This is a genomic window from Vibrio sp., from assembly GCF_984391705.1.
Genome location: NZ_CFHWOM010000007.1, coordinates 39814 through 62937, shown reverse-complemented (window position 1 = coordinate 62937; position 23124 = coordinate 39814). Strand labels below are relative to the sequence as shown.

Below are 23124 nucleotides of genomic sequence, written 5' to 3'. Positions count from 1 at the left end.
TAAGTGATCTATATAATATCACCTGACTATATGAATTTACCAGCTGAAAACTATGGTGGTATTGAAAGGGTAATTGTCAACTTAGCTCATAGTCTGATGAATTGTTCTGTGGCAGTCAAAGTTTTGTGCACATCTTTGAGTAATGATTCAGAAGTTCTAGAAAGTTTATTAGATTCTAGTTCAATTAATGAAAAGACGTTTAGTGAATTTAAGTATCACTCTAATGAATATGCAGCCAAGTTGATATTATATATATCAGAAAATATTAATGAGAATGATGTTGTTATATTGAATCATATAGAGCAACGGTTTTTGCTAGATGATTTGAAGAGAAAGACTAACAATATATACGAAATAGTTCATTATAGAAATACAGCAATCAGTAATAATTTGATCTTCCCATCTAAGCTATATAAATACATGACATTAAAATCAGGTGTGGTCATTCCCCATCCATGCTCGACAGAAGAGTTTTATCGTATGGATGATGAAATACCTATAATTAGTGAACCATACTTGTTGTGTGTAGGAAGAGTATGTAAAAATAAGAGAACACATTTAGCCTATGAAATTGCTAAAAAATTAGATATTAAATGCGTGCTGGCAGGACCAATTCATGATGAAGATTATGCAAAAGATTTTATTCACAATTGTACCTATTTAGGAAATGTGGATTCTTCAAAATTACGTAACTTATATTCGCATGCAACAATATCAGCTTGTCTAACCAATATTTTACCACCAGAGACCTATGGTTTGTTTCAAGTTGAAGCGCTATTGTGTGGAAGTCCTGTGGTTTCCTCTTGTTACGGAGGGTTGTCAGACACGAAAAATAAATACGGAGTAATTAGGTATAATGATCTCCGGAGCATAGAAGGCAATGTATCAAATATAAAAAGATTTTTAGGTTCATTTGACGAGGAATTGAGAAGGAAAAGTATTTCTTACACTGTCTCAAACTTCACTAGTGACCCAATAGCGCAAAAATACCTCAAACACATATATAAGAAGAAATCATGAATAAATCTAATTTTCCCGATTTAAACTTGAGTGAATTATCTAGCAATAATCAGTTTCTAAGTTATTTAAATTATAGAAAATTACTAAAGTCAGCAAAAAAGTCAAGATTGGATTCAGATACGTGGTTTATTTTGTCCTGTGGTCCTTCATTATCTCAATTTGAAAATGATAAAGAATTCAAAGATTTATTGTCTGTTCACCCTGTGGTTACAATAAAACAAGCTGGGAAAATATTTGAAGACTACTCTAATATTCATGTATTTAATGAAGTTAGATATGAGAAGGAGTTCAATAATATTGGTAATTACCGCTTCTCTGTCTCTCAATTTCAAGAAAAATCTAGTCCAAATATTCATTTTCCTATTAGGTCATATAAGCTAAAAAGAGCACTGTTCTGTACCAATAAATACGTGGAGAATGAGTTGAGATCATCCTACTTAAGGCCTTGGGGAGTAGGTATCCTTTTTGAATTGGCGATATTTTTACCTCTTATTTTTGATTGTAAGAGGATTGTATTAGTAGGTGTCGATATGAATAAAAAAGGAGGGTATCACTTTTATGATCAGCAAGATGAAAATAAACACTCTAACTCATATAATGTAGATGAATTTGAATTCGCATATACAAAAGGTACGTCACACTATATGCAATATTGGCTAGATTCAAAAGGGATTGAGTTGTTGAATATGAGCCCGCTCAGTGACCTTCCTATTAAAAAAGTATCTACTGTATCTGAGCTTAAGGGTATAATAAATGCTTAATTTATTAGTTTTTAACTGGAACTATAATTCATATTTAGTTGATTTCTTGGATTCTGTTTCATGCTTAAAAAATTCAAGTAAGGTAAGAGTCTTTTTTGTCGATGACGGCTCAACTGATGAAAGTATTGAAACTCTAAAGAATCATATTATTGACAAGGATATAAGCAACTTTCATCTATCTCTTAGTGGTACTGAAAATTTGGGAAGGAAATACCCAGCTTTCGGGCAATTGGAAGGGTTGAAAAGAGTTTTAAACTCCCAGGTTATTGATAGTGAGGATTTTATATGGTTTATGGATGTAGATGATGCATTTGATTTTAGTAATCTCGATATAATATATGATGAGCTTGAACGAGGAAATGATGTAACATTTTTGAATCTTCATGATAAGAACTTAATGGATGGATCTATCAAAGAGTATCCGATAAGTAGAAAGATAGATGAAGCTAGAAATAAAGAAATCTGGCCTTCTATCTCTCCTACATCATCGATTATTATTAAGGCGAGGTTCATCGACTCATGGCACAAAATTTTATTTGACTTTAGCTCTGATTTTTCTGAACTTTGGCTCGATGCTAGAGTAAATATATTAGCACAGAAGTATTGTAAGGTAAGCTATTCAGATATAGTCGTTTATAGAAATATACATGGAGGAAATGACTCCCTGAATATTGGCTTTTTCAGGGCTTTAAATAAACAACTACAAGCTTGCTCATTTTTCGATAGATATACGCCTTCGGACGTATATAGTCCTAGGTTACAGTTTTTAAGGTTTGTAAATGCATTTTTTAAAAAGTTCGTCTGAGCTAAAAAATATAATTGGTGAATGTAAGGATTTGGTTGTATTAGGGAATGGTCCAAGTCTAAAGGTAACACCAGCTAGTTTTTTAAATGAAAAAAAAATTGTTGGAATGAATCGAATAGATAAGTTTATTGTTGAAAATGATCTAGAATTATTTATTTATATATTCGTAACTGATAACATTGAAAACAAATCTTGGGGTTTACATTGGTTAGACAGTTTGGAAAAGTGTAGTAAAATTAGCAAATACACACTACTTTCTTCTGATGTGGTAGAATTCTTAAATAAATCTAGTGACCCTAAGTCAAAAGAAATACTTAGTAGAAACATTATTGTTCTTGAATGTTTGATAGAACCTCCTTTGTATAGTAATAATGCTGTTTCAAAAAGCAGTGAATCATTATCAAAATCAGGAACATCTATAAATTTGGCATCTCAAGTTGCTATTTCTCTAGGTGTGAGAGATTTAACATACTGTGGAGTTGATTTAGGCTGGAAGAAAACCTCAAAGAATAAGCAGAATGATCCAAATCATTATCATTCTAATTATTTTGCAAGAATTGATTCTGGTTATATTGAAAATTGTAGAATGCACTCTGTTCATGATCGTCTTTCAGTTATTTATAATAATCTTGATATAAAAGTAAAAAACTTTTCTCCCATGTCTACGGTAGAGGTTTATGATAATTACGATTTTGAAGGAAATATTATCTATAGTGGAAAATACAATCACTTTTCAGTTTTAAATAGATTTTTAGTGATGTCATATTCTGAAGCTAAAAATAGTTTAAAAAGAGAGATTGTTAGAGCTTTGAGATTTTTGGGTTTTAAAAAATAATATTGAATAACTGATGATTTTTATTATGTGTATGTCGATTAATGTTGAACTTTGAGGGCGATATGGATAGTTTGCCTTTAGTTTCCGTAGTTATGCCTTCTTATAACTCAGAGAAAACTATTTTAGATTCGGTAAATTCGGTTCTCGGTCAATCTTATGAAAATTGGGAGTTGATTATCGTAGATGATTGTTCAACTGATCATACTTTTAATGTTATTAAACCTCTCTTATCCGATAAAAGAATTACGTTTTGGTCGCTAGCTGAAAATTCAGGATCGCCAGCTGAACCTAGAAATTTTGGGTTGGATATAGCTAAAGGTTCATATATAGCATTCCTTGATTCAGACGACATTTGGTATAGGGATAAGTTAGAGTTTCAAATAAACTTTATGATTGAAAATAATTATGTTATCTCTTGTTCTCCCTATGACATCATCAATAGAGAGGGTAAGAAAATATCAGACTTTTTTCCCCCTAGTTGTGCCGAGTATAAAAACCTTATTACAAATAACTCCATAGGTTGTCTCACGCTCATTGTCAAAGCTGACAAATTGCAATCTGACCGATTTCCAAATTGTGGCCACGAAGATTTTGCGCTTTGGCTAAAGCTATCTAAAAGGTTGGGGCCGATCTACTCATGTGGTAGAGTTCTTGCTGCTTATAGACGAATGGATGATTCTGTATCTTCTAACAAGCTTAGAGTGATTTCTTTCTATTGGAATATATATCGAACACAAGAACTCTTTAGTATTGGAAAATCTCTTACACTTATGTTTTTGGTCTTCTATAAAGTAGCCGTTGTTAAATATATGTTTAGACAATGATTTTTAAAATTTAGTGGGGACATGATTTTGGGTATCCTTGTTACTGGTTCGACAGGATTTATCGGTAGAGAGTTAATAAGTTTAATCAGAGATGCCCGCTGTGTGGTTAGGAGCTATAATCAAATTTCAGATGATTTGTTCTTTGTAAAGAGTATAGATTTAGAAACTGACTGGAATGGAGCGTTTGAAGATGTAGAAGTTGTAGTTCACCTTGCTGGTCTTGCACACTCTTATTCCTTCACTGAACGAGAATATCAAGAGGTGAATGTTGGAGGGACATTACATTTAGCCAATGAAGCTGTTAAATCGGGTGTAAAGCGTTTTGTGTTTGTTAGCTCTATTGGTGTTAATGGAACGTCCACACATGAAGTCCCTTTTTCGTCTGATTCTACTCCCAACCCACACAATGCTTATGCTCAGTCCAAGTACGATGCAGAGATAGGACTTCAAAAAATATCGAAAGAGACCGGCTTAGAGGTAGTTATTGTTCGTCCCACTCTAGTGTATGGTCCCACTGCTCCTGGTAACTTTGGATCTCTGCATCGCCTAGTCAGTCGAGTTCCTGTTTTGCCATTTGGCTTAATCGAAAACAAGCGTAGTTTTATTGCAGTGCAAAACTTGGTTGATTTATTGATTACTTGTATGTATCACCCAAATGCCTCGGGCTGTATCTTTTTAGCTTCAGAAGGTGAACCTTTGTCAACAAAAGCATTTACCAACGCAATTGCCGAGGGAGTGGGTAAACATATTACTCAGCTTCCGGTTCCATCAAGCTTGATGCGCCTCGTTGGCCAACTTACTAAGAAATCTGCAATGGTAGAGCAATTAGTTGGTAACTTAGAGGTCGACTCATCGGATTTGCAAACAGTTCTAAATTGGAAGCCCCCATATACTATGAAGCAAGCAATGTCTTCACTTTTAGCAAATACAACTAGAGAGTAACTAATGATACGTACTATGGATTTTCTTATTGCATTTTTAGGCTTGATAGTTTTAATGCCTATTCTGATTATTGTTGCCATCATTGGTTTATTTGATACTGGATCTCCAATTTTTATTCAACAGCGAGTTGGTCGCAATCAAAAGCCTTTTAATTTGATTAAGTTTCGGACTATGACTGTAGACACAGAGTCGGTGGCTAGTCACTTGGCAAGCAACGCTTCCATTACAAAGTTTGGTTCTTTGTTACGTAAAACGAAAATTGACGAATTGCCTCAGTTGATAAATGTACTCAAAGGGGAAATGAGTTTAGTTGGACCACGCCCTAATTTGTTTAATCAAGAAGAACTGATTACAGAGCGCCGAGCTTTAGGAATATACGATGTTCTTCCAGGTATTACGGGCCTAGCGCAAGTTCAGAATATTGACATGTCGACGCCTCAGTTACTCGCGAAAACTGACAAAAAAATGGTAGAAACGCTGACATTAAAAAGTTACTTCACGTATATTGTTCAAACTGCTACTGGGAGTGGTAGTGGTGATGCTGTAAAATGATGGTGAATTTTATAACTATTTTTACAGGGGCTTCGAGTGTTCAACCTTGACCTGGTTTGGGGGATGCCTCGACCGTTAAAGCGTTTTGTAAGTGTCGTCGTAGATATTGTTTTCATCTCTTTAGCGCTTTGGGGGGCATTCTATGCTCGTCTTGGTGAAGTAAGCAGCTACTTATCTAACCCTGAATACTGGCATGTACTCCTAGCTAGTTCCTTTATTACAATTGTTTTCTTTATACATTTAGGTTTGTACAGAGCTATCCTGCGTTATATGGGCATGAAAGCCATTGCTACCATTGTGTCTGGTGCTTTAGTTTCAGCGCTTTCGGTTGTACTCTTTTCATACTATTTTCAAGTATTTTTACCGCGTTCAGTACCTATTTTATACACTGCATTTCTTGTCTCGCTTTGTGGTGGTTCTCGCTTGCTTGTGCGATTTTTAGTTTCTGACTTATTGGGCAGTCATAAGATTCCAGTTATTATTTATGGTGCGGGTAAAGCAGGACGTCAGCTACAAAATATTTTGAAGCAGGGTGAAGAATACCGTGTAGTTGCATTCATCGACGACAACCGAAAGCTACACAGAACAATGATTCAGGGCGTCAGTGTGTTTCGACGTAAATATCTTGCGAGGACTATTGAGCAGCACAAAGTAGTAAAGGTTCTTATGGCAATGCCTACAGCCTCAAGCAAAGACAAAAAGTCGGTCATAGAAGCTCTGTCTAAGTTTTCGGTTGAAGTTCTGACCATTCCTAACTTCGCAGATATTGTAAATGGTCGATTGAAAATTGATCACTTAAAAGAAGTCGCCATTGAAGATCTGTTAGGTAGAGATCCCGTAGAGCCGAGCCAAGAATTATTAGATAAAAACATCAAAGATAAAGTTGTTATGGTAACTGGTGCTGGAGGTTCGATTGGCTCTGAGCTTTGTCGTCAGATCATTCAGCAGCAGCCACATAAACTGGTGTTGTTTGAGATCTCAGAGTTTAACTTGTATCAAATCGATAGAGAGTTGTCTGGATTAGTTTCTCAAGCAGGGTTGTCTGTAGAGATAATCCCATTGCTAGGATCAGTGCAAAGAATGAATCGCCTCACTAACGCGATGAAGAGTTTTAATGTTCAAACAGTTTATCACGCTGCGGCATACAAACATGTACCTTTGGTTGAATACAATGTTGTAGAAGGGGTCCGCAATAATATTTTTGGTACGTACTACACGGCTCAAGCCGCAATAAAAGCAGGTGTGGAATCCTTTGTTCTTATCTCGACCGATAAAGCTGTTAGGCCAACCAATGTGATGGGAACCACCAAACGCATGGCGGAATTGGGTTTGCAAGCATTGGCTGAACAAGAAAACCAGAAGGAAAACGGTACCCGCTTTTGTATGGTTCGTTTTGGTAATGTTTTAGGGTCATCTGGTTCAGTTATTCCACTATTTAAAAAGCAGATCGCTAAAGGGGGGCCAGTAACGGTCACGCATCCAGATATTATTCGCTACTTCATGACGATACCAGAAGCCGCTCAATTGGTGATTCAAGCTGGTGCAATGGGTAAAGGTGGGGATGTGTTTGTTTTGGATATGGGGGAGCCCGTAAAAATTGCGCAACTAGCAAAGAACCTGATTCACCTTTCTGGGCTAGAAGTAAAAGATGACTCTAATCCGGACGGAGATATTGAAATTCGATATTCAGGTCTTCGTCCTGGTGAGAAACTGTTTGAAGAGTTATTGATTGGTGACAATGTCAGCCAAACAGAGCACCAGCGTATATTGACGGCTAATGAGAGTTATTTATCAGTAGAAGACTATCAAGTGTTGTTGCAACAAATAGATGATGCTTGCCGCATTACTGCTCACGAGCAGATACGTCAGCTTCTCTTAGATGCCCCCACTGGTTTTGCGCCTACTGATGGCATTGGTGACTTAGTATGGAATGCGAGTCAAACGAGCTCAAAAGGAGCTGAGCATTCAAAAGTCTAGCTAAATAAGCTAGGCTTTTGGTTTGTCTAATTCGCATTGCCACGCAAAGAAATCTCCCCACCAATAAAACTCTCTACCCCATTTTCTGTCTCTAGCAGTACCGCGCCTTGCTCGTTGATGCCTCGGCAAACGCCTGTGATTTCTCGTGGCCCCATAATGAGTTTGATTGGGCGATCTAGAAAATTGTCCAGTCGGTTCCAGCGTTCAACAAAGCTGCGCATGCCTTTTAGTTCATAGTCGGATAGCGCTTGATTTAGAGTATTGATAAGTGATATTGCGAGCTCATTTCGGTTGATGCTATTGGTGTCAGCGACTTCCTTGAGGCTGGCCCAAGGCTGAGTAATCCCCTCTGTTTGCTCAGTCATCATTAAGTTCATACCCATACCAATGACTAAATGAGCTGCAGCGCCTGCTTGACCGGACATTTCCACTAAAATACCCGCCAGTTTTCGGTCTTGATAGTAGAGATCATTTGGCCATTTGAGTTTAACACCTTCAAGACCAAGGTTTTCCAAGGCTTCAACAATAGCGACGCCAACTACCAAGCTCAATCCCATAGCAGCTGCCATTCCTGCATCTAAACGCCAATACATCGACATGTACAAGTTAGCACCAAAAGGGGATACCCACTCGCGTCCGCGTCGTCCTCTACCTTTTTCTTGGTACTCTGCTAAGCAGACAGTGCCAGACTCTAAATTATCGACTTTATCCAATAGATATTGGTTGGTTGAATCAATGACGGGAATCACTTCAACCAGATCGCCAAACTGAGCTCTTAGTACGGTCTCATCAAGAAGCTGCATTGGCTCGGCGAGTTGATAGCCTTTTCCTTGAACTCGATATATGTCAACTCCCCATGCTTGGATTCCCTTTATGTGTTTACTGATTGCCGCGCGCGAGACGCCTAACAACTCCCCAAGCTCTTCACCCGAGTGGAAGCCACCTGTCGCAAGGGTTGATAAAATAGTTAACTTAGCTGAGTGTTCTTTCATGTTAGCCGCCTACAAGTTGAGCTAAATTGGTCTCATGTGTTGCGCCCATAAACCTAACTTCGTGTTCAAGCTCAACACCGAACTTATCAAATACAGAAGTTTTAACCTTCGCAGCGAGCTGTACCACGTCTTCTGCACTCGCGGAATCCGCATTAACTAAAACTAAAGCTTGCTGAGCGTGTACTTGTGCGCCGCCTATTTTAGTGCCTTTTAACCCGCATTGGTCGATAAGCCAGCCCGCGGCGAGCTTCATGCCATGTTCTGCTGGATAGGCAACCATATCTGGGAATCGGTGTTTTAGTAGCTGGTACTGTGCCTGAGAGATAACTGGATTTTTAAAGAAGCTGCCTGCATTTCCCGTAACATTTGGATCGGGCAGTTTTTCCATCCGGACCGCGCAAACAGTGTTATAGATTTGCTCAGCACTAACGTTATTAGCATCAAAGCTTTGCAGTGGCCCGTAACTGATATTAGGTTGCCACTGTTTAGCGAGTTTTAGACCAACAGCCACAATGATGGCTTTTTGGTAGAGTTGATGTTTGAAGATAGAGTCGCGATAGCCAAATTCACACTGCTCTGCAGATATTCGTTGCACTTTAAAGCTATCTAAACAGAGATAATCCACGTACTCGCAGACATCTTTCAGCTCGACGCCGTAAGCGCCAATGTTCTGTATAGGAGCGCTACCCGCACAGCCTGGGATGAGTGCCAAGTTCTCCAAACCGTTATAGCCTTGTTCCACTGTCCATTTCACCAGTGTTGGCCAATCCTCACCGGAGCTGATATGTAGGTGCCAGTGATGCTCACTTTCCTTGGCGCTTATGCCCATTAATTGGTTAACGATGACCACACCATGGAAAGGTTGGGTAAACAGCATATTGCTACCTTTCCCGAGCATGAGTTTGGGTAAGTCTTGCCACTTTTCACTTTGATAAGCGGTAATAATATCGTCAAGTGATTGAGCCTCAATCAAGTAGTCACAAGTCTGAGATATGGAAAAAGTATGGTAGGCCGAGAGATCGGCTTGGGTCTGAATTTGCATCACTATCATCGAGTCATCTAAACTGCGTCTATTCTACCCTAAAAAGACAACAGGCGATAATGAGCACCCTGAGTATAGAAGTGTTGGACCCAATTAAACTTCCGCTAGTGACGAGATTGTATAAACAGCATTATCCATCAGGTAAGGCGAAAAAAGATGAGTTAACGGTAGTTGGGTATCTAAATCAACAGATGGCTGCAGTCGTGCGTTTTAGAACAATTGAGCATTATCGCTTATTAACTGGGATGCTCGTGATTCCAGAGCAAAGAGGGGAAGGGTTTGGTCATCAATTAATGGCTTATTGTCGTGCGGATGTTTTAGGAGAGAACGATTACTGCTTTGCCTATCAACATCTTGAAGGCTTTTACTCTCAACATGGCTTTGTCTCGGTTGAACAAGACGCTTTGCCAAATTCGTTAAAGCAACTATACCTTCGTTACAGCAACAGTGGAAAAAAGCTGATAGCGATGCATTATCAAGCGTGATTTATAGAGCTTTGATGTTCATCAATGACGTCAGAGTTGTACAAAAATCTTTTATGATGCTGTGAGCTAAGGACAATTCTTACCCAGTTAAATCGTAAACTGTCGCGGCAATTCTAGGCAACTTCGACCATATTTTGCTAATATCGCTCTCCACTTTAAGTAAAGGTATTACATCCAACATGATGACCAATAGGAATATATTCGAAAAACTGCCCACTCTTGCGCAAGATCCGGCTCAATTTGAGACGCTCTATGCTGCGCGAGATTTCAGAACTCGTCTTATTGAGGCGATTCAAAAGGCAAGTAAGCGAATCTATCTTGTGGCTCTTTATCTTGAGGATGATGAAGCCGGTCGAGAAATCTTGACGGAGTTATATGAAGCTAAGCAGCGCAACCCTGGTTTAGATATAGCGGTATGTGTTGACTGGCACCGAGCGCAACGTGGTTTGATTGGCGCAGCACCAGGTGAAACCAACGCATCGATGTACAGAGCGTTTTCCGATAAATACGAGCATAAAGTTCCGATTTACGGGGTTCCGGTTCGAGGCCGAGAAGTGTTTGGTGTTCTGCATCTGAAAGGTTTCGTGATTGATGACCAAGTTATCTACAGTGGCGCAAGCCTTAATAACATTTACTTAAATTTCAAAGAGCGTTACCGCTTTGACCGTTACCATGTGTTAGGCAACAAATCGCTAGCAGATAGCATGGTGGAACTGGTGCAAAAAGAGATGATTGCCCACCCAGCTGTGAATGATCTCGCTTGCCCGACAAAACCAGAAACGAAAGAGATTAAAGCTCAGATTCGTCAACTTCGCGGCTCATTGGCGAAAGCGAATTATCAGTTTACGCCAGAGCCTGTATCGGCGGATCAAGTGGCGGTGACGCCGATTGTTGGAGTCGGGAAGAAGCGCAATAAGCTGAATCAAGGTATTAACCAGCTTCTCGCTTTAGCGAAAGATGAAATCTTTATCTGTACGCCTTATTTCAACTTCCCTCGCAGCGTAGCTAAGGAAGTTAAAAAAGCGATTAAACGTGGCGTGAAAGTGACGATTGTAGTTGGTGATAAAACGGCCAACGATTTCTATATCTCACCAGAAGAGGAGTTCAAAACCATTGGTGGTTTGCCTTATCTTTATGAGCGTAACTTACGCCAGTTTGCCAAAGTAAATGAAGCTAACATCGCGAGTAGAAAACTCTCTATTCACCTATGGAAGCATGAAGAAAACAGCTACCATCTAAAAGGTATTTGGGTAGATAAGCGTTATATGCTGATCACCGGCAACAACCTGAACCCGCGTGCATGGAAGTTAGATTTGGAAAATGCGATTCTTATTCAAGATAACTACCATCACCTAACTGAGCAATTTGAAAAGGAAGTAGAGAACATCCTTCAGCATACTCAGTTAATCTGTACCTATAAGCAGCTAGAGAAGTTTGAGAACTACCCTGAGCCGGTACAAAGGTTGATGCGTAAGATTACGCGAGTGAAAGCGGATAGAGTGCTAAAGCAGATTTTGTAGAAGAGACAAAAGTATAAAGCCAGATAGATAAAGGGCAGCGTGATAACGCTGCCCTTTAGTTTTTATAGTTTTATAGGTTGTGGCTAAAGAGCTTATATTCTTGATGCTTGAGTGCATTTTCAGCCGCATTACGCTGTTGGCTAGTCGATATGACTGAGATAGTGTCAGTAAATGTTTCGTTAACATAGTTATTGGTAACGACTGCGTGAGCGTCAAAGAAAGCAGAGATAAAAGTAGATTTAACCTCTTGGCTGTCTCCACTTGATAACAAAGATACTTCTAAATTATCTAGGGATGTTCCCCAAATAGAGTCAATAGTGTTATGAAACTCCATTAAGGGCTGGTTTTGACGTGATTTGGCATAAATGGTTTGGCTTACAGAATTGTTACCTGACGTTGCAACAACGAGAGTGCGCTGATAATCGAGAGTGGTTGGTGCTTGTGTGTTGTAACCGCTTATACAGTCAAGAGCAAAGCCATTACATCCGACGAGCGTTAAACCGGAATTGTTGATAGCAGGTATGCCAAGATCTGTGAGGGTAGTTGATTCATTTAGCTCTGTGCCAATGTCGTTCGGTTGCGTCGAGTAACTAAAGTCCCAGTTGTTATGTTCACCAGTTACGGTGAGGAAATATTCATTGCTGATACCTGAAGCGTAACTGTACTTGCCAGCCGCGCTGTTTGGTAATTCTTGCCACAGCAAAGCTCCGCTGCCTTCTCGATATACATTCAGCTCTGCAGAATCAACGGTAGCATCGCTATTAGGTGTCCAGTCTAATGACGGGTTATCAACATCATTGAGCTCAAGTGGAGCGGCGGCAGAGCCTAAATTGCGAGTTGAGGTAAATTGGTATTTAAGTAACTCCCCAGCGTTACAAGTGGAAGGTGTAATGTCAGAACGGCATAAACGAGCCGCGAGTACTTCTTGGTTTGCAATGCTTTTAAAAGTAATTGGACCATTAGATGCTCCACCTACTTCTTCTGATGTAGAATGGAAAGCAAACCAGCCGTCTTGAGCATCACCATCAGTCGAAATATAGCCACTAAATTCAACTGGTTGGCTAGAGGTAGACTCTTTTAGGCAAGTTCCTGTATAGGTCTCGCCTTTAGCGTTCACAGCGAATGAGGTCGGCAGAAGATCTTTCTCTATAGTTAAGACATCATAGCCAAAAAAAGCGCCTGCGGAATTGGTTGCCACAATACTCACATACCCATCATTAGGGACAAGGCTCTTGTTGAAGCTGAATTTATCCTGACTCCAATTAGTATTGTTATAGCTCTCTAGTAGGGCACCTGTCTGGCTATGAATACTGATCGTCATATTACTGCCAGTAGCGTTTGCTGCGATGATGAACTCAGATGGGCTGTCTAAACTATCTTGGCCATAGATGGCACAGCCGTTTGCTTCTGTTGCATTGGCGTTTTTTAGAGCGACGAAGTTGATTGTATATTTGGCTGGAGTTGAGGGTGAATTGCCACCACTGCTACCGCCACTTCCACCACCACAGCCTACCATGAGAGCTGGTAAGGTTAGTAATAGAGCATTCTTTGCTGCTTTCATCGTCAATTTTTTGTCCTAAGTCATCTAAGTCTGTCAGAATTTAAGCAATTAATGTGCCTGAAGTGCTCAAAAGTTTCATATGTTGAAGATCCTCTGGTAATCCAGTGTTCTATAAATAAAAAGGGTTGATGCCTAAACATCAACCCTTTGTCAGTCAATACTTGATTCTACTGCTCTACGCTACTTGGCCTTTGGCTCCACTGGGATCGTGCATCGGTACGATAGAATAAGTAGTACTGCTTACGAAGCATTTGCCCGCCGTCACGAGTGATTGGCTCCCATGCGATAGTGGCACGGCTAGTACTTGGTTTAATAGTCATTAGATCCATTGGGATTGAGACATAGAAACCTTTGTTGTAGCTACCTTCTCCGTATTCCTCTGCGGTCAAGTCAGTAAATGTGGCATAGGCACCAACTAGAACGCCCGACTTAAACTGTTTGGAAAAGTCGACACGCGCACCTATATCACCACCTAGAAACTTACCGGCACTGACTTTGAACAGAGTATTGTCTAAGAATTGCCACTGCGGCATATAATAGCCACTGACATGACCAGTTGTTCCTTGGCTAAGGACATAAGCTTGGCACTGTGGAATGGGATCATTACAAGTTGACTCGTCATAGAAGAAGTAATCTTCATCATATACGCCAAACCAGGAGTCTGGGTCGCGTTGGCTAATTAAGTTGGCGTCGGCACCCACTGCCCAATTTGCATTGAGCGGTCTATAGAGAACTTCACCACCCACACCTGCAAACATAGACTCTAAGTAACCGCCGTAAGCTTGGGTATAAACAGATTCAGTCGGTTGTTCAAACCAGGTTAACTGTAACCTGTTCAAACGAACTGGGTTGTCATGAACATAAGCTCGGAACATAGTACGCACACGTGGTGTTGCGTAGTTACGTACGTGTGGTGAATATTCGACGTAATTAAACTTATCGTAGTTATCGGTTAGGTTGAAATAGACAGAGCCAGCTAACTCAACGTTATCGGTTAGCCAAAAATTAGATTTAGCGTTAAGACCAATACTGTATAAGTAAAAACTCTCCGGTGCGCCAACACTTTGTTTTAGGACTGGATCTATACCGTAATCCCAGCGTTGTTTGGTAGTTGCTAACTGCACAGTTTCACCAGCGTTAGGTTCTTGAGTTACAAAGGTTTCTGTTACATCGCTATCAATCGATATATGGTTCGCTGCATCCACATATTCACGGCGATCAATCACTGTCTCAGTCAGTGGCATCCCGTTTTGAACTTCAATTACCTTGAAAGTATCAATGGATGCATCACTGCTGTTAGCTAAAATAGCCGCTGTGCGATCTAGTGCTTCGTCTCGATCGCGATATTTAGTTTGCTCGCCTGTTATAACAAGCGTGTCGCCTTGCCTTGCAATCGTATTTTGTTTGTAACCCGCATTGGCTTCGATTTGTGTTGCAACCTTCTGCCAATCGGAGCTCTCTTCTGACGGTCTTAATTGAGCCTTTGGTTTAGGGTTATCTCGCCAAATGGCTTTCATGTCGTTGAAATTAGTGTAGATATTGAACCCTAATGTCAGCGTATCTCCGCGTTGATAACTTAATTTTGCGTCTCCCCAGTCACCTAGGCGATAGTTTACGCCAAAGTTCCAAGGAGTATGCTGAGTCATCGACTTACCACCTCTGGTGACAGGGAAGTCTTGACTGTAGTCGTTGCTGTCGTATTCAATCTTTAAGCGCAGTGGCTCATAAGGTGTTTGGTACTCAATGCCACCAAATAAGGAAGCAGGGCCCTTAAACCAGCGCTCAAAGTCCACACTACCTCCAGTCCCCTTAAAATCACTAGGGCGAGTACAGTATTTATCACTGAATTTACAAAATGGATTAGTGGTATTGCCACTTTGGCCCAAATAACCCCATCCCAAACCAAGAGTGAAATCAAGATTGCCAAAGCGTTTAGTTGTGGCAAGGTATTCGGCGTCAAATAAGCCAGTGCCGCCAAAGTCACGCACACCGATTGAGGCTTCTGGAAGCCAGTAGCTCTCTTCCAGTAGACGCAATTTAAAGTCGATGCCCTTATCAGTATAGAGGTTGTCCCCACTGTACTCTGGGTCATTGCTAAAATAGAGGTCAGGAACGCGAGTGTAACGGATGGTCGTTTCAAACCAGCTCATTAGCTGTAATGACACCATATAATGGTGATAGTCGTCGTTAACGCTAGCGCCGATATTAAACTCCCCTTCTTCAGCCATTCGGGCCGTAGGGGTTTGCATAAGACCAGTGCCGCCGAAGTCAGTCTGGGAGACTTTCCAAGTTGCATCGTTAGCTATACTCGGCGCAGAAACAGCGCTCAAAGTAGAGAGGAGTAAAGTGAGTTTACGGATCTTCATTTTGTACTTCTTCTCATGGTAATCAGCTTAACGATACGTTCTTCTAGCTGTAGGACTGCTTTAGCTTCGGAGTTAAAACCGACGAATACGATTGTACCTGGAGCTAACTGAGTGCCTTGATTATTCCAATAAGCATACCCGGCGCGTACATAATCGCCGTTTGGATAGACCACCCATGCATAGCTAGGATGCGCACTGGAAAGTAGCTTGAGCTTACTGAGGTATGAGCTGAGCGGTGTCGAGGAATCAAACTCCACCCGCTGTGGTGAAAACAACAATCCTTCGAAAGATAAGACTTGGTTGCGCATTGGGCTCACAAACTCAAAGTGCCCTTGAAGCATTGGGTTAGATGGAACATGAGTACGAATCTGATCTAAATCTAACTCGATGAGCTCTCGATAAGCGATATTCCAGCTGTTAATTTGTTCTCTTATTATTCCCGCCGATTCCTTTGGGAGTACCCCTTCAGTAGCTAGAACTTGCAATTCTTTTAATGCGTCTTGTTTGATCTTTTCTGCTTGTTCTTGTTTATCTAAGTTAAACAGTTGGTTTGCAAGAGGATAACGACTAGGTACAGTTTCTGTGTCTTGTTGCGTGATATCGCTCAACACTTGTTCTAGCCTGACAGGCGATTGATATTCTAATGTAATTTGATCCGCAGGAAGATCTACTTTTAATGCAGTTGCGAAAGAGAAAGGCAAGAAAACGGTGCAACTCAAGTAAATAGTAGCGCGAATAAGTTGAGCTCGATTAGCTAACAGTAGTCTCATAGTCGTTTACTCAGCGTAGGGCTTTAAAATTTCGATGTCGATTTGCAAAAGCTCTGGAACCAACCATTGCTTGCTTTTGACTACGTTATCTAGAGAGTCAATCCAGTACTCGTTTTCCGTTGAAATATGGCTATCAGTAAAGGTCACTACCTCTTTGATATGACGAGTTTCTTTCTCCCATAACAAAGACTTTGTGGTTTCTAACCCTACAGGGGAGCTTTCTACCAGAGCTGATGTACCGTAATGGTATCCTGGTTGCCAATCATATTCACTTTGCCATGAGGTGGTTTCATCAGATGGAGAAGCTAAGCTTGTTGAGGAAGAGAGCCCTGCAAGGTTGGCCGTAGGTAAGTGATTCGTTTTTACAATGCGACCATTTTCGGTTGTTATCATGGCGCTGTCAGATGAAAGCCATTTGAGTTGGGTGTTGCCCGTAACTGGGCTGGTTTCCACGAAGGCAAGCACCATAAATATTTGTGGTCCCTGATTGATGCGGGCGTACATGCTCGCATAGGGTAAATTGGCGACATGCTCAGCATCAAGGGTTATGTCATCAAAACCAAAGAGCGCTTCTTGAATTGTAGAGTTTACATCTTGAAAGCGCTGAGAGCAGCCAGCAACCAAGCTGACAATAAGAATTAGAAGGGCATTACGAAAATGAATCATTGGTTCATCCTGACCATGACATAGGCAACAAGAATTAAAAAAACACCCTTAGCAAGGCTAAGGGTGTTTAATCTAACACACTAATGATTAGTTAGTGCCGTCAGTACCGTCAGTACCGTCAGTACCGTCGTTGTCAGATGCAGCTACCGCTACAACCGCAACTGCTACAGTAGCACCAACCGCTACAGCAGTCGTTGTTGCAACACCTGCAGCTGCCGTTGATGCTGCAGCACCGCCAGCAGCTGTACCGCCAGCAGCACCGCCGCTAGCAGCTGTTGCTGTCTCTGTCACTGCGAAAGCATTAGTAGATGCACCAAGTGCAACCAACATTGCTAGAGCAATATTTTTCATGGAATTATCCTTGTAAATTTACTTTTTAAACATCGATGTAAGTGCACGTTCATGCACAATATTTATTCTATTTAATAAATTCTAAAAAGTAAAAACTAAATGTGTGGAACCAAAACGCCAAGAGTCCGGTTTCATTACGGTTTGAAATGAAATACACTAAGACGTCGGGGAAAATAATGTTGATGTATCCATCAATAATAATACGATAAACCATAGATAGAATATTTATAAGTTCTATGGTTGCATAGTGTGGTTTGCGTTAATACCGATGGGCGGTAGCGTGTTTTCGTATGGACATTATAATGAATAAAGTGATCTTGATCGCAATAATTCTGCCAATGATATTGGCTGGTTGTACCACTAAGCCTCGTGAAGTTGAAGCTAGCCTACCTTTGGTTAACTCTCTTTTATTGCCAATAGGTGAAAAGATACCAGAGCAATATCAATCTGAGCTAAACAACCCAAACTTTTCAGACTTAGAGCATAATAAGTACACAATAAAAGTTGGTCCTATCTATTCTTCTGGGTTAGGAAATCAGTGCCGTCAGTTATTTATAGAGGGTGATGGGCAGCAAGGGGAACAAAGAGTGGTTTGTTCCTATACAACAAATGAAGACAATGTGAGCGCTTGGTATCTAGTCCCTAACATTGTTCAATCAGCAACGTCGATTCAGCTATAATTATGAAAAAATTAACTTTTAGGCTAGTGAGTCAAGTATTAGCTAGCTTAGTCGTGGTTATCACACTCCCTTCTCATGCTGTAGCTCTTCCTTCTGAATACCAAGCTGCTGCGTCTCAGTTTTCTACAACGACTTCAACTGACGTAAAAACAACAGCATTAGCGAGCTCGACTTCTCCAAATCAAGTATTGGAAAATGGCGGATATAGCGCAGAGAATCGTAATAATCTTCTTTTACCAGGTGAGACGGATGTAAGGCAACTTTTGCCGTCTAGTGGTGAGGATCTACCACCGCCTTATGGCGCAAATCTATTTGCTGGAGGCTATGAGACAGAGCGCAGTGATGGCCTAAATGATAATTACTTGATCGCAGCTGGCGATAAGATCAATATTTGGCTTTGGGGGGCAGTAAATTACTCAAATGTCGTTACCGTTGATAACCAGGGTAATATATTTATTCCAGAAGTAGGACCAGTAAAAGTTCAGAACCTTCGCGCGAGTGAAGTAAATAAATACGTTACTTCGCAAATTAGAAGAGTGTATACCGAAAATGTAAGTGTTTATGTAAATCTACTTACATCGACACCTATTAGTATATATCTCTCTGGTCCTGTTATTAGACCAGGGCAATATGCTGGTATGGCGTCTGATAGTGTACTTTATTTTCTAAAGCGAGCTGGCGGTATAGATCCTGTGCGTGGTAGTTACCGTGAAATTGTCGTACTTAGACAGAATAAAAAACTAGCGACAATAGATCTATACGACTTTATCCGCAGTGGTGAGATGCCAGATATTAGTTTTAAAGATGGTGATGTGATTCTCGTTAAGCCTCAGAAATCAGCTATTACTGTAGCTGGTGGTGTTAGAAATCCATTTCGATTTGAACTTGAAGAATTAAGTGCTTTAGGAAAAAAACTAACAGACTACTCACGTCCATTAGCCAAAGTTAGCCATGTAGGTGTGATCGGTAATAGAGACAGCGGCCCTTTCTCTCTATATATGCCTTACAGTGATTTCTTGAACTTTTCTCTTCAAGATGGTGATAAAGTAATCTTCAATGATGATTTACATGCTCAAGTTATCGACGTACAGATCAGTGGAAGTTATCTTGGCCCCTCTTATTTCGCTGTAAACAAGCGCACTCGCCTTCACGAGCTCTTGAGCTATATTCCCGTTGATTCCGAATTGGCTAATAATCGAGCTATCTATATTCTTCGTCAAAGTGTTGCTTTAAAGCAGAAAGAGATGATTGAAGAGTCTTTGAATCGTTTAGAAAGAAGTGTATTTACAGCTCCAGCATCATCAGACGGCGAAGCAGCGATCCGTGCTAAAGAAGCGCAAATGGTGATGCAGTTCACTGACCGAGCGCGTAAAGTAGAGCCGCTTGGTAAAGTGATTGTCGCTGATAATGGCAGCATTGCAAACATTCTACTTGAGCAAGGCGATAAAATTGTTATTCCGCATAAGACCGATTTAATCCAAATTGGAGGAGAGGTCTTGATGCCACAAGCTGTGGTGTTTAACCCTAATGCAACGATTGATGATTACATTGCTTGGGCTGGTGGTTTTACCGATAGAGCGGAAGATAGCCGAATTGCGATTGTCCGAGCAAACGGATTGGTAGAGTTTGATAGCAAGCGACCTATTGAGAGCGGCGATCAAATTTTGGTACTGCCGAAAGTTGATAGTAAAACTATGCAAGCAGTTAAAGATATTACCCAAATTATCTACCAAATTGCTGTGGCAGCTAACGTAGTAATCAAGTAGTTATGGCTAAGGTAGAAAGGCGCACTACGTTACAAATATGGGGAGATGTCATTTTTGCCATCTTCCTTCGTGAAATAAGAGGGAAGTTTAACGACAAGTTTGGACTGAGTTGGGCACTAATTAGCCCAATGATAATGATTGTTGTCATGGTGGCAATTCGGGGAGCGCTTAGCGGTACAGAAACGCACGGTATGCCTACCATATTCTTTGTCCTATTTGGTGTGGTATTAGTACAATTCTTCTTGGGTATTGTTGAGAAGTCTTCAAGTTCAATTCAGAAAAACAAACCGTTATATGCATTTAGGCAAGTTCAACCAATAAGTTCATTGATTGCCATATCAGGTTTTGAGTTATTGACTAAATGCTTCTTAGTCGCTTTACTCGGATTGATCGGATATTTTATTCAGATCGAAATTAGTATTGATGACCCACTTGAGATTATTCTCATCTCTATGCGAGTTTGGCTAATAGCAACATCATTGGGTTTGTTGTTCTCTCTTGCGAAATGTTATGTACAAGAAGTAGCAAAGATCCAGCAACTTATAACACGACCGATTTTTTTTATCTCAGGGATTTTTTTTAGCCTTCAAGATATTCCGATGGAGTATTGGAAATATTTGACCTGGAATCCACTGTTACATGCAGTAGAGTTGGCACGTTTCGCGGCATATCCGCAATACGGAAGTGCTGGGGTTAGCTATTTTTACCTAGATATTTGTACTCTGGTTATAACCTTTTTTGCACTGGCTTGCTATCAGATAAGCTGGAAGCAGGCGATAAGTCGTTAAAATATAAAAGCTGCACTGTGCAGCTTGATTTTGGCAGATATTATAGGTTTTATTGAGTGATCCTATTAAGAATATAAGCAATGACAGCACAAACAACAGAACAAAAGTTTCATGCCTTTAAGCGTGAGATAACGCCAGAAGAATTTAATAGTATTGAGTTCCTATGTGCGAAGGCAGAGCAGGTTGAGGCACAAGACCCGGCACTTGCAAAGCGTATTTTGGTTAGGGTTACCAATTTGAGAAATGCCCAAGAAAAGGTAGTACTGGAAAATAAAGGCACTTCTCAATTAGATAACCAGGCTGTTGGTTCTACAGAAAAACAAAAATGCCCTAATGCTATCTCTTGGCTACTGGAGCGTTTAAACCCTTTGTCAGAAATCATAAAAAAACATACATTCGTTTTCTTTGTGGTCCTTCCAACTTTGTTATTCGCCTTTTATCAGTTTTTGTGGGCGACAGAACGCTTTGAAAGCCAAGCTCAAGTCATCGTTCAGCAGCCAGATGGTATGGCCACCATGGATGCATCCATGGCGGTCTTGACAGGGCTTGGTGTTTCCAATACTGGAATTTTGGATACTGAGCTAGTCAAGGCTTACATCTTGTCTAATGATATGCTTAATTACCTTGATGAAACGCTTAAATTGCGAGAGCACTACACCCAAAATAACATTGATTACTTTAGCCGATTGGATCGCGACGCTTCTAAAGAAGATTTTTTAGAATACTATCAAACTCACTTAAACGTTTATATTGATTCCAATTCCAGTATTGTTCATGTATTTAGCCAAGCGTTTGACTCAGATTTTGCTTTTAGGTTGACTCAGACGATAGTCGATCGTGCGGAGTGGTATATTAACTCTATTGGACATCAATTGGCTGAAGCTCAGCTGAGTTTTATTAGAGGGGAACACCAAAATGTTGAGCAGCAACTAGAGCAAGCTCAATCTGCTTTACTCACTTTCCAGCAGCGCTATAACTTACTCGATCCAACTGCAGAAGGCATCGCAATGCAGCAAATAACCTATGGGATTGAAGGCCAAATTTCGGCTAAGGAGGCGGAGCTAAAAGGACTTAAAGGAATCATGACGCTCAAAGCTCCTCAGGTGAAGGCGTTGCAGAACGAGTTAGATGCGTTAAAAGATCAGTTAACCAAGGAGCGGTCTAAACTTTCTGATGAGAGTAACCAACAAATCCCAGTGAGCGAAATACTTGCGAAATATACTGATTTGAAGGTAAAGATGGAGCTAGCTCTCCAAGCCTACACTTCTTCACAAGTTTCATTAGAAAAGTCACGTATTGAAGCGTACCGCCAACTTAAGTACTTAGTAGTCGTAGAGTCTGCTACTAAGCCGGAAGATAGTAAATATCCAGATGTCTACTATAATCTTGCACTTTTTGCTGTGTTAAGTGCGATGATTTACGCTATATCTAGAATTATTCTTTCCACTATCCGAGAGTTGAAGTAACGAATAACTGTGTAGGAACCTGTATATGAGTTTATCTGTTGAGTCGCCAATTAACCCATATGGTCGCAAAGGCATTATTTTGGCTGGAGGTACAGGTACTAGACTATACCCCCTTACTCAAGTTGTAAGTAAACAGTTGATGCCAGTTTATGATAAACCGATGATTTATTATCCTCTGGCTAACTTGATTATGGCTGGGATTCGAGAAATTTGTATTATTACCACTCAAGAAGAGCAGCATCGTTTCAAACGTTTACTCGGTGATGGTTCTCAATGGGGAATCTCGTTAGAGTACGTTACACAGCCATCTCCAGACGGTTTGGCGCAAGCTTTCATTTTAGCAGAAGAGTTTTTGGGTTCATCTCCGGCAGCGCTAATTCTAGGTGATAACTTATTCTACGGGCATGATCTCGTAAAATCTTTCCGTAATGCGAATAGTCAATCAGTGGGTGCTACTGTATTTGGCTATCATGTTGCTAAACCTGCAGCGTATGGGGTTGTGGAATTTGATAGAAGCGGGAAAGTGCTTTCTATTGAAGAGAAGCCCTCGCAGCCTAAGTCTAATTATGCAGTGCCAGGTGTCTATTTTTTTGATAACAAAGTGATTCAGTTTGCAAAAAATGTTAAGCCATCACACCGTGGAGAACTCGAAATTACAGATGTTATTGATCAGTACTTAAAGTCTGGTCAATTAAATGTCGAAGTTATGGGGCGAGGCACGGCTTGGTTAGATACAGGTACATTAGATGATTTGCTAGATGCCGCTATTTTTATCCGTGCGATTGAGCAACGACAAGGCTTAAAAGTGAATAGTCCGGCAGAAGTGGCTTATCGAATGGGATTTATTGGTGAAGAAGAAATTCGTAAGATCGCTGAACCACTGAAAAAATCCGGTTATGGGGGATACCTACTTGGTTTGTTGGATCAACAAGTATTCTAGGAGATAGTTGTTGCC

22 protein-coding genes are annotated in these 23124 nt (G+C 40.6%); 15 read left to right on the top strand and 7 right to left on the bottom strand.

What is annotated here, in order from left to right; translation table 11 throughout:
* Positions 1-3 precede the first annotated feature (3 nt).
* From AC4MRV_RS07405 to AC4MRV_RS07370, 8 genes are all read left to right on the top strand, one after another.
* A complete protein-coding gene (locus AC4MRV_RS07405) occupies positions 4-1020 on the top strand; it encodes a glycosyltransferase (RefSeq protein WP_491186792.1) in 1017 nt (338 codons plus the stop codon).
* Entirely contained in the window at positions 1017-1781 is a 765-nt protein-coding gene (locus AC4MRV_RS07400) for a hypothetical protein (RefSeq protein ID WP_491186791.1), read from the top strand. The genes AC4MRV_RS07405 and AC4MRV_RS07400 overlap by 4 nt, the downstream gene beginning before the upstream one ends.
* The gene (locus AC4MRV_RS07395; RefSeq protein ID WP_491186790.1) at positions 1774-2586 is read left to right on the top strand and encodes a glycosyltransferase family protein; all 813 of its coding nucleotides are present in this window, start codon (positions 1774-1776) and stop codon (positions 2584-2586) included. The genes AC4MRV_RS07400 and AC4MRV_RS07395 overlap by 8 nt, the downstream gene beginning before the upstream one ends.
* The gene (locus AC4MRV_RS07390) at positions 2561-3421 is read left to right on the top strand and encodes a hypothetical protein (protein WP_491186789.1); all 861 of its coding nucleotides are present in this window, start codon (positions 2561-2563) and stop codon (positions 3419-3421) included. The genes AC4MRV_RS07395 and AC4MRV_RS07390 overlap by 26 nt, the downstream gene beginning before the upstream one ends.
* Before the next feature lie 62 nt (positions 3422-3483).
* Positions 3484-4245 carry a glycosyltransferase family 2 protein gene (locus AC4MRV_RS07385; RefSeq protein ID WP_491186788.1) on the top strand — a complete coding sequence of 254 codons (762 nt, stop codon included), beginning with the start codon at positions 3484-3486 and terminating at the stop codon, positions 4243-4245.
* 27 nt (positions 4246-4272) lie between these two features.
* Entirely contained in the window at positions 4273-5187 is a 915-nt protein-coding gene (locus AC4MRV_RS07380; RefSeq protein WP_491186857.1) for an NAD-dependent epimerase/dehydratase family protein, read from the top strand.
* 3 nt (positions 5188-5190) lie between these two features.
* Positions 5191-5739, top strand: coding sequence for a sugar transferase (locus AC4MRV_RS07375; protein WP_491186787.1), 549 nt, complete (start codon positions 5191-5193; stop codon positions 5737-5739).
* Positions 5740-5802: 63 nt separating this feature from the next.
* Positions 5803-7716, top strand: a complete 1914-nt coding sequence (locus AC4MRV_RS07370; protein WP_491186856.1) for a polysaccharide biosynthesis protein — start codon at positions 5803-5805, stop codon at positions 7714-7716.
* A 26-nt stretch (positions 7717-7742) separates the two neighbouring features.
* Here AC4MRV_RS07370 and birA read toward each other — a convergent pair whose 3' ends face one another.
* Together birA and murB are read right to left on the bottom strand one after the other, a co-directional pair.
* A complete protein-coding gene (gene birA / locus AC4MRV_RS07365; RefSeq protein ID WP_491186786.1) occupies positions 7743-8708 on the bottom strand; it encodes a bifunctional biotin--[acetyl-CoA-carboxylase] ligase/biotin operon repressor BirA in 966 nt (321 codons plus the stop codon).
* A 1-nt stretch (position 8709) separates the two neighbouring features.
* On the bottom strand, positions 8710-9750 hold the full coding sequence (gene murB / locus AC4MRV_RS07360; protein ID WP_491186855.1) for a UDP-N-acetylmuramate dehydrogenase: 1041 nt from the start codon (positions 9748-9750) through the stop codon (positions 8710-8712).
* A gap of 59 nt (positions 9751-9809) precedes the next feature.
* On the opposite strand from murB, the gene AC4MRV_RS07355 reads away from it, so the two are divergent.
* Together AC4MRV_RS07355 and pssA are read left to right on the top strand one after the other, a co-directional pair.
* On the top strand, positions 9810-10235 hold the full coding sequence (locus AC4MRV_RS07355; RefSeq protein ID WP_491186785.1) for a GNAT family N-acetyltransferase: 426 nt from the start codon (positions 9810-9812) through the stop codon (positions 10233-10235).
* Positions 10236-10414: 179 nt separating this feature from the next.
* Positions 10415-11755 carry a CDP-diacylglycerol--serine O-phosphatidyltransferase gene (gene pssA / locus AC4MRV_RS07350; RefSeq protein ID WP_491186784.1) on the top strand — a complete coding sequence of 447 codons (1341 nt, stop codon included), beginning with the start codon at positions 10415-10417 and terminating at the stop codon, positions 11753-11755.
* A gap of 70 nt (positions 11756-11825) precedes the next feature.
* Here pssA and AC4MRV_RS07345 read toward each other — a convergent pair whose 3' ends face one another.
* The 5 genes from AC4MRV_RS07345 to AC4MRV_RS07325 all read right to left on the bottom strand — a co-directional run bounded on the left by AC4MRV_RS07345 (position 11826) and on the right by AC4MRV_RS07325 (position 17469).
* Positions 11826-13316 carry a hypothetical protein gene (locus AC4MRV_RS07345; protein WP_491186783.1) on the bottom strand — a complete coding sequence of 497 codons (1491 nt, stop codon included), beginning with the start codon at positions 13314-13316 and terminating at the stop codon, positions 11826-11828.
* Positions 13317-13483: 167 nt separating this feature from the next.
* Positions 13484-15682: a YjbH domain-containing protein gene (locus tag AC4MRV_RS07340; RefSeq protein WP_491186782.1), complete on the bottom strand. Its 2199-nt coding sequence runs from the start codon at positions 15680-15682 to the stop codon at positions 13484-13486.
* Positions 15679-16452 (bottom strand): capsule biosynthesis GfcC family protein, encoded by a 774-nt coding sequence (locus tag AC4MRV_RS07335; RefSeq protein ID WP_491186781.1) that lies wholly within the window; start codon positions 16450-16452, stop codon positions 15679-15681. The genes AC4MRV_RS07340 and AC4MRV_RS07335 overlap by 4 nt, the downstream gene beginning before the upstream one ends.
* Positions 16453-16458: 6 nt before the next feature.
* Complete coding sequence (locus AC4MRV_RS07330) at positions 16459-17118, bottom strand: YjbF family lipoprotein (protein WP_491186780.1); 660 nt, start codon at positions 17116-17118, stop codon at positions 16459-16461.
* A gap of 87 nt (positions 17119-17205) precedes the next feature.
* Positions 17206-17469, bottom strand: coding sequence for a hypothetical protein (locus AC4MRV_RS07325; RefSeq protein WP_491186779.1), 264 nt, complete (start codon positions 17467-17469; stop codon positions 17206-17208).
* A 302-nt stretch (positions 17470-17771) separates the two neighbouring features.
* Between AC4MRV_RS07325 and AC4MRV_RS07320 the strand changes: the two genes are divergently transcribed.
* From AC4MRV_RS07320 to rfbA, 5 genes are all read left to right on the top strand, one after another.
* A complete protein-coding gene (locus AC4MRV_RS07320; RefSeq protein ID WP_491186778.1) occupies positions 17772-18149 on the top strand; it encodes a hypothetical protein in 378 nt (125 codons plus the stop codon).
* A 2-nt stretch (positions 18150-18151) separates the two neighbouring features.
* On the top strand, positions 18152-19915 hold the full coding sequence (locus AC4MRV_RS07315; RefSeq protein ID WP_491186777.1) for a polysaccharide biosynthesis/export family protein: 1764 nt from the start codon (positions 18152-18154) through the stop codon (positions 19913-19915).
* Positions 19916-19917: 2 nt separating this feature from the next.
* A complete protein-coding gene (locus AC4MRV_RS07310; protein ID WP_491186776.1) occupies positions 19918-20703 on the top strand; it encodes an ABC transporter permease in 786 nt (261 codons plus the stop codon).
* 80 nt (positions 20704-20783) lie between these two features.
* Positions 20784-22169, top strand: a complete 1386-nt coding sequence (locus AC4MRV_RS07305; protein WP_491186775.1) for a KpsE/RkpR family capsule polysaccharide export protein — start codon at positions 20784-20786, stop codon at positions 22167-22169.
* A gap of 25 nt (positions 22170-22194) precedes the next feature.
* A complete protein-coding gene (rfbA, locus tag AC4MRV_RS07300; RefSeq protein ID WP_491186774.1) occupies positions 22195-23109 on the top strand; it encodes a glucose-1-phosphate thymidylyltransferase RfbA in 915 nt (304 codons plus the stop codon).
* The last annotated feature ends 15 nt before the right edge of the window (positions 23110-23124 follow it).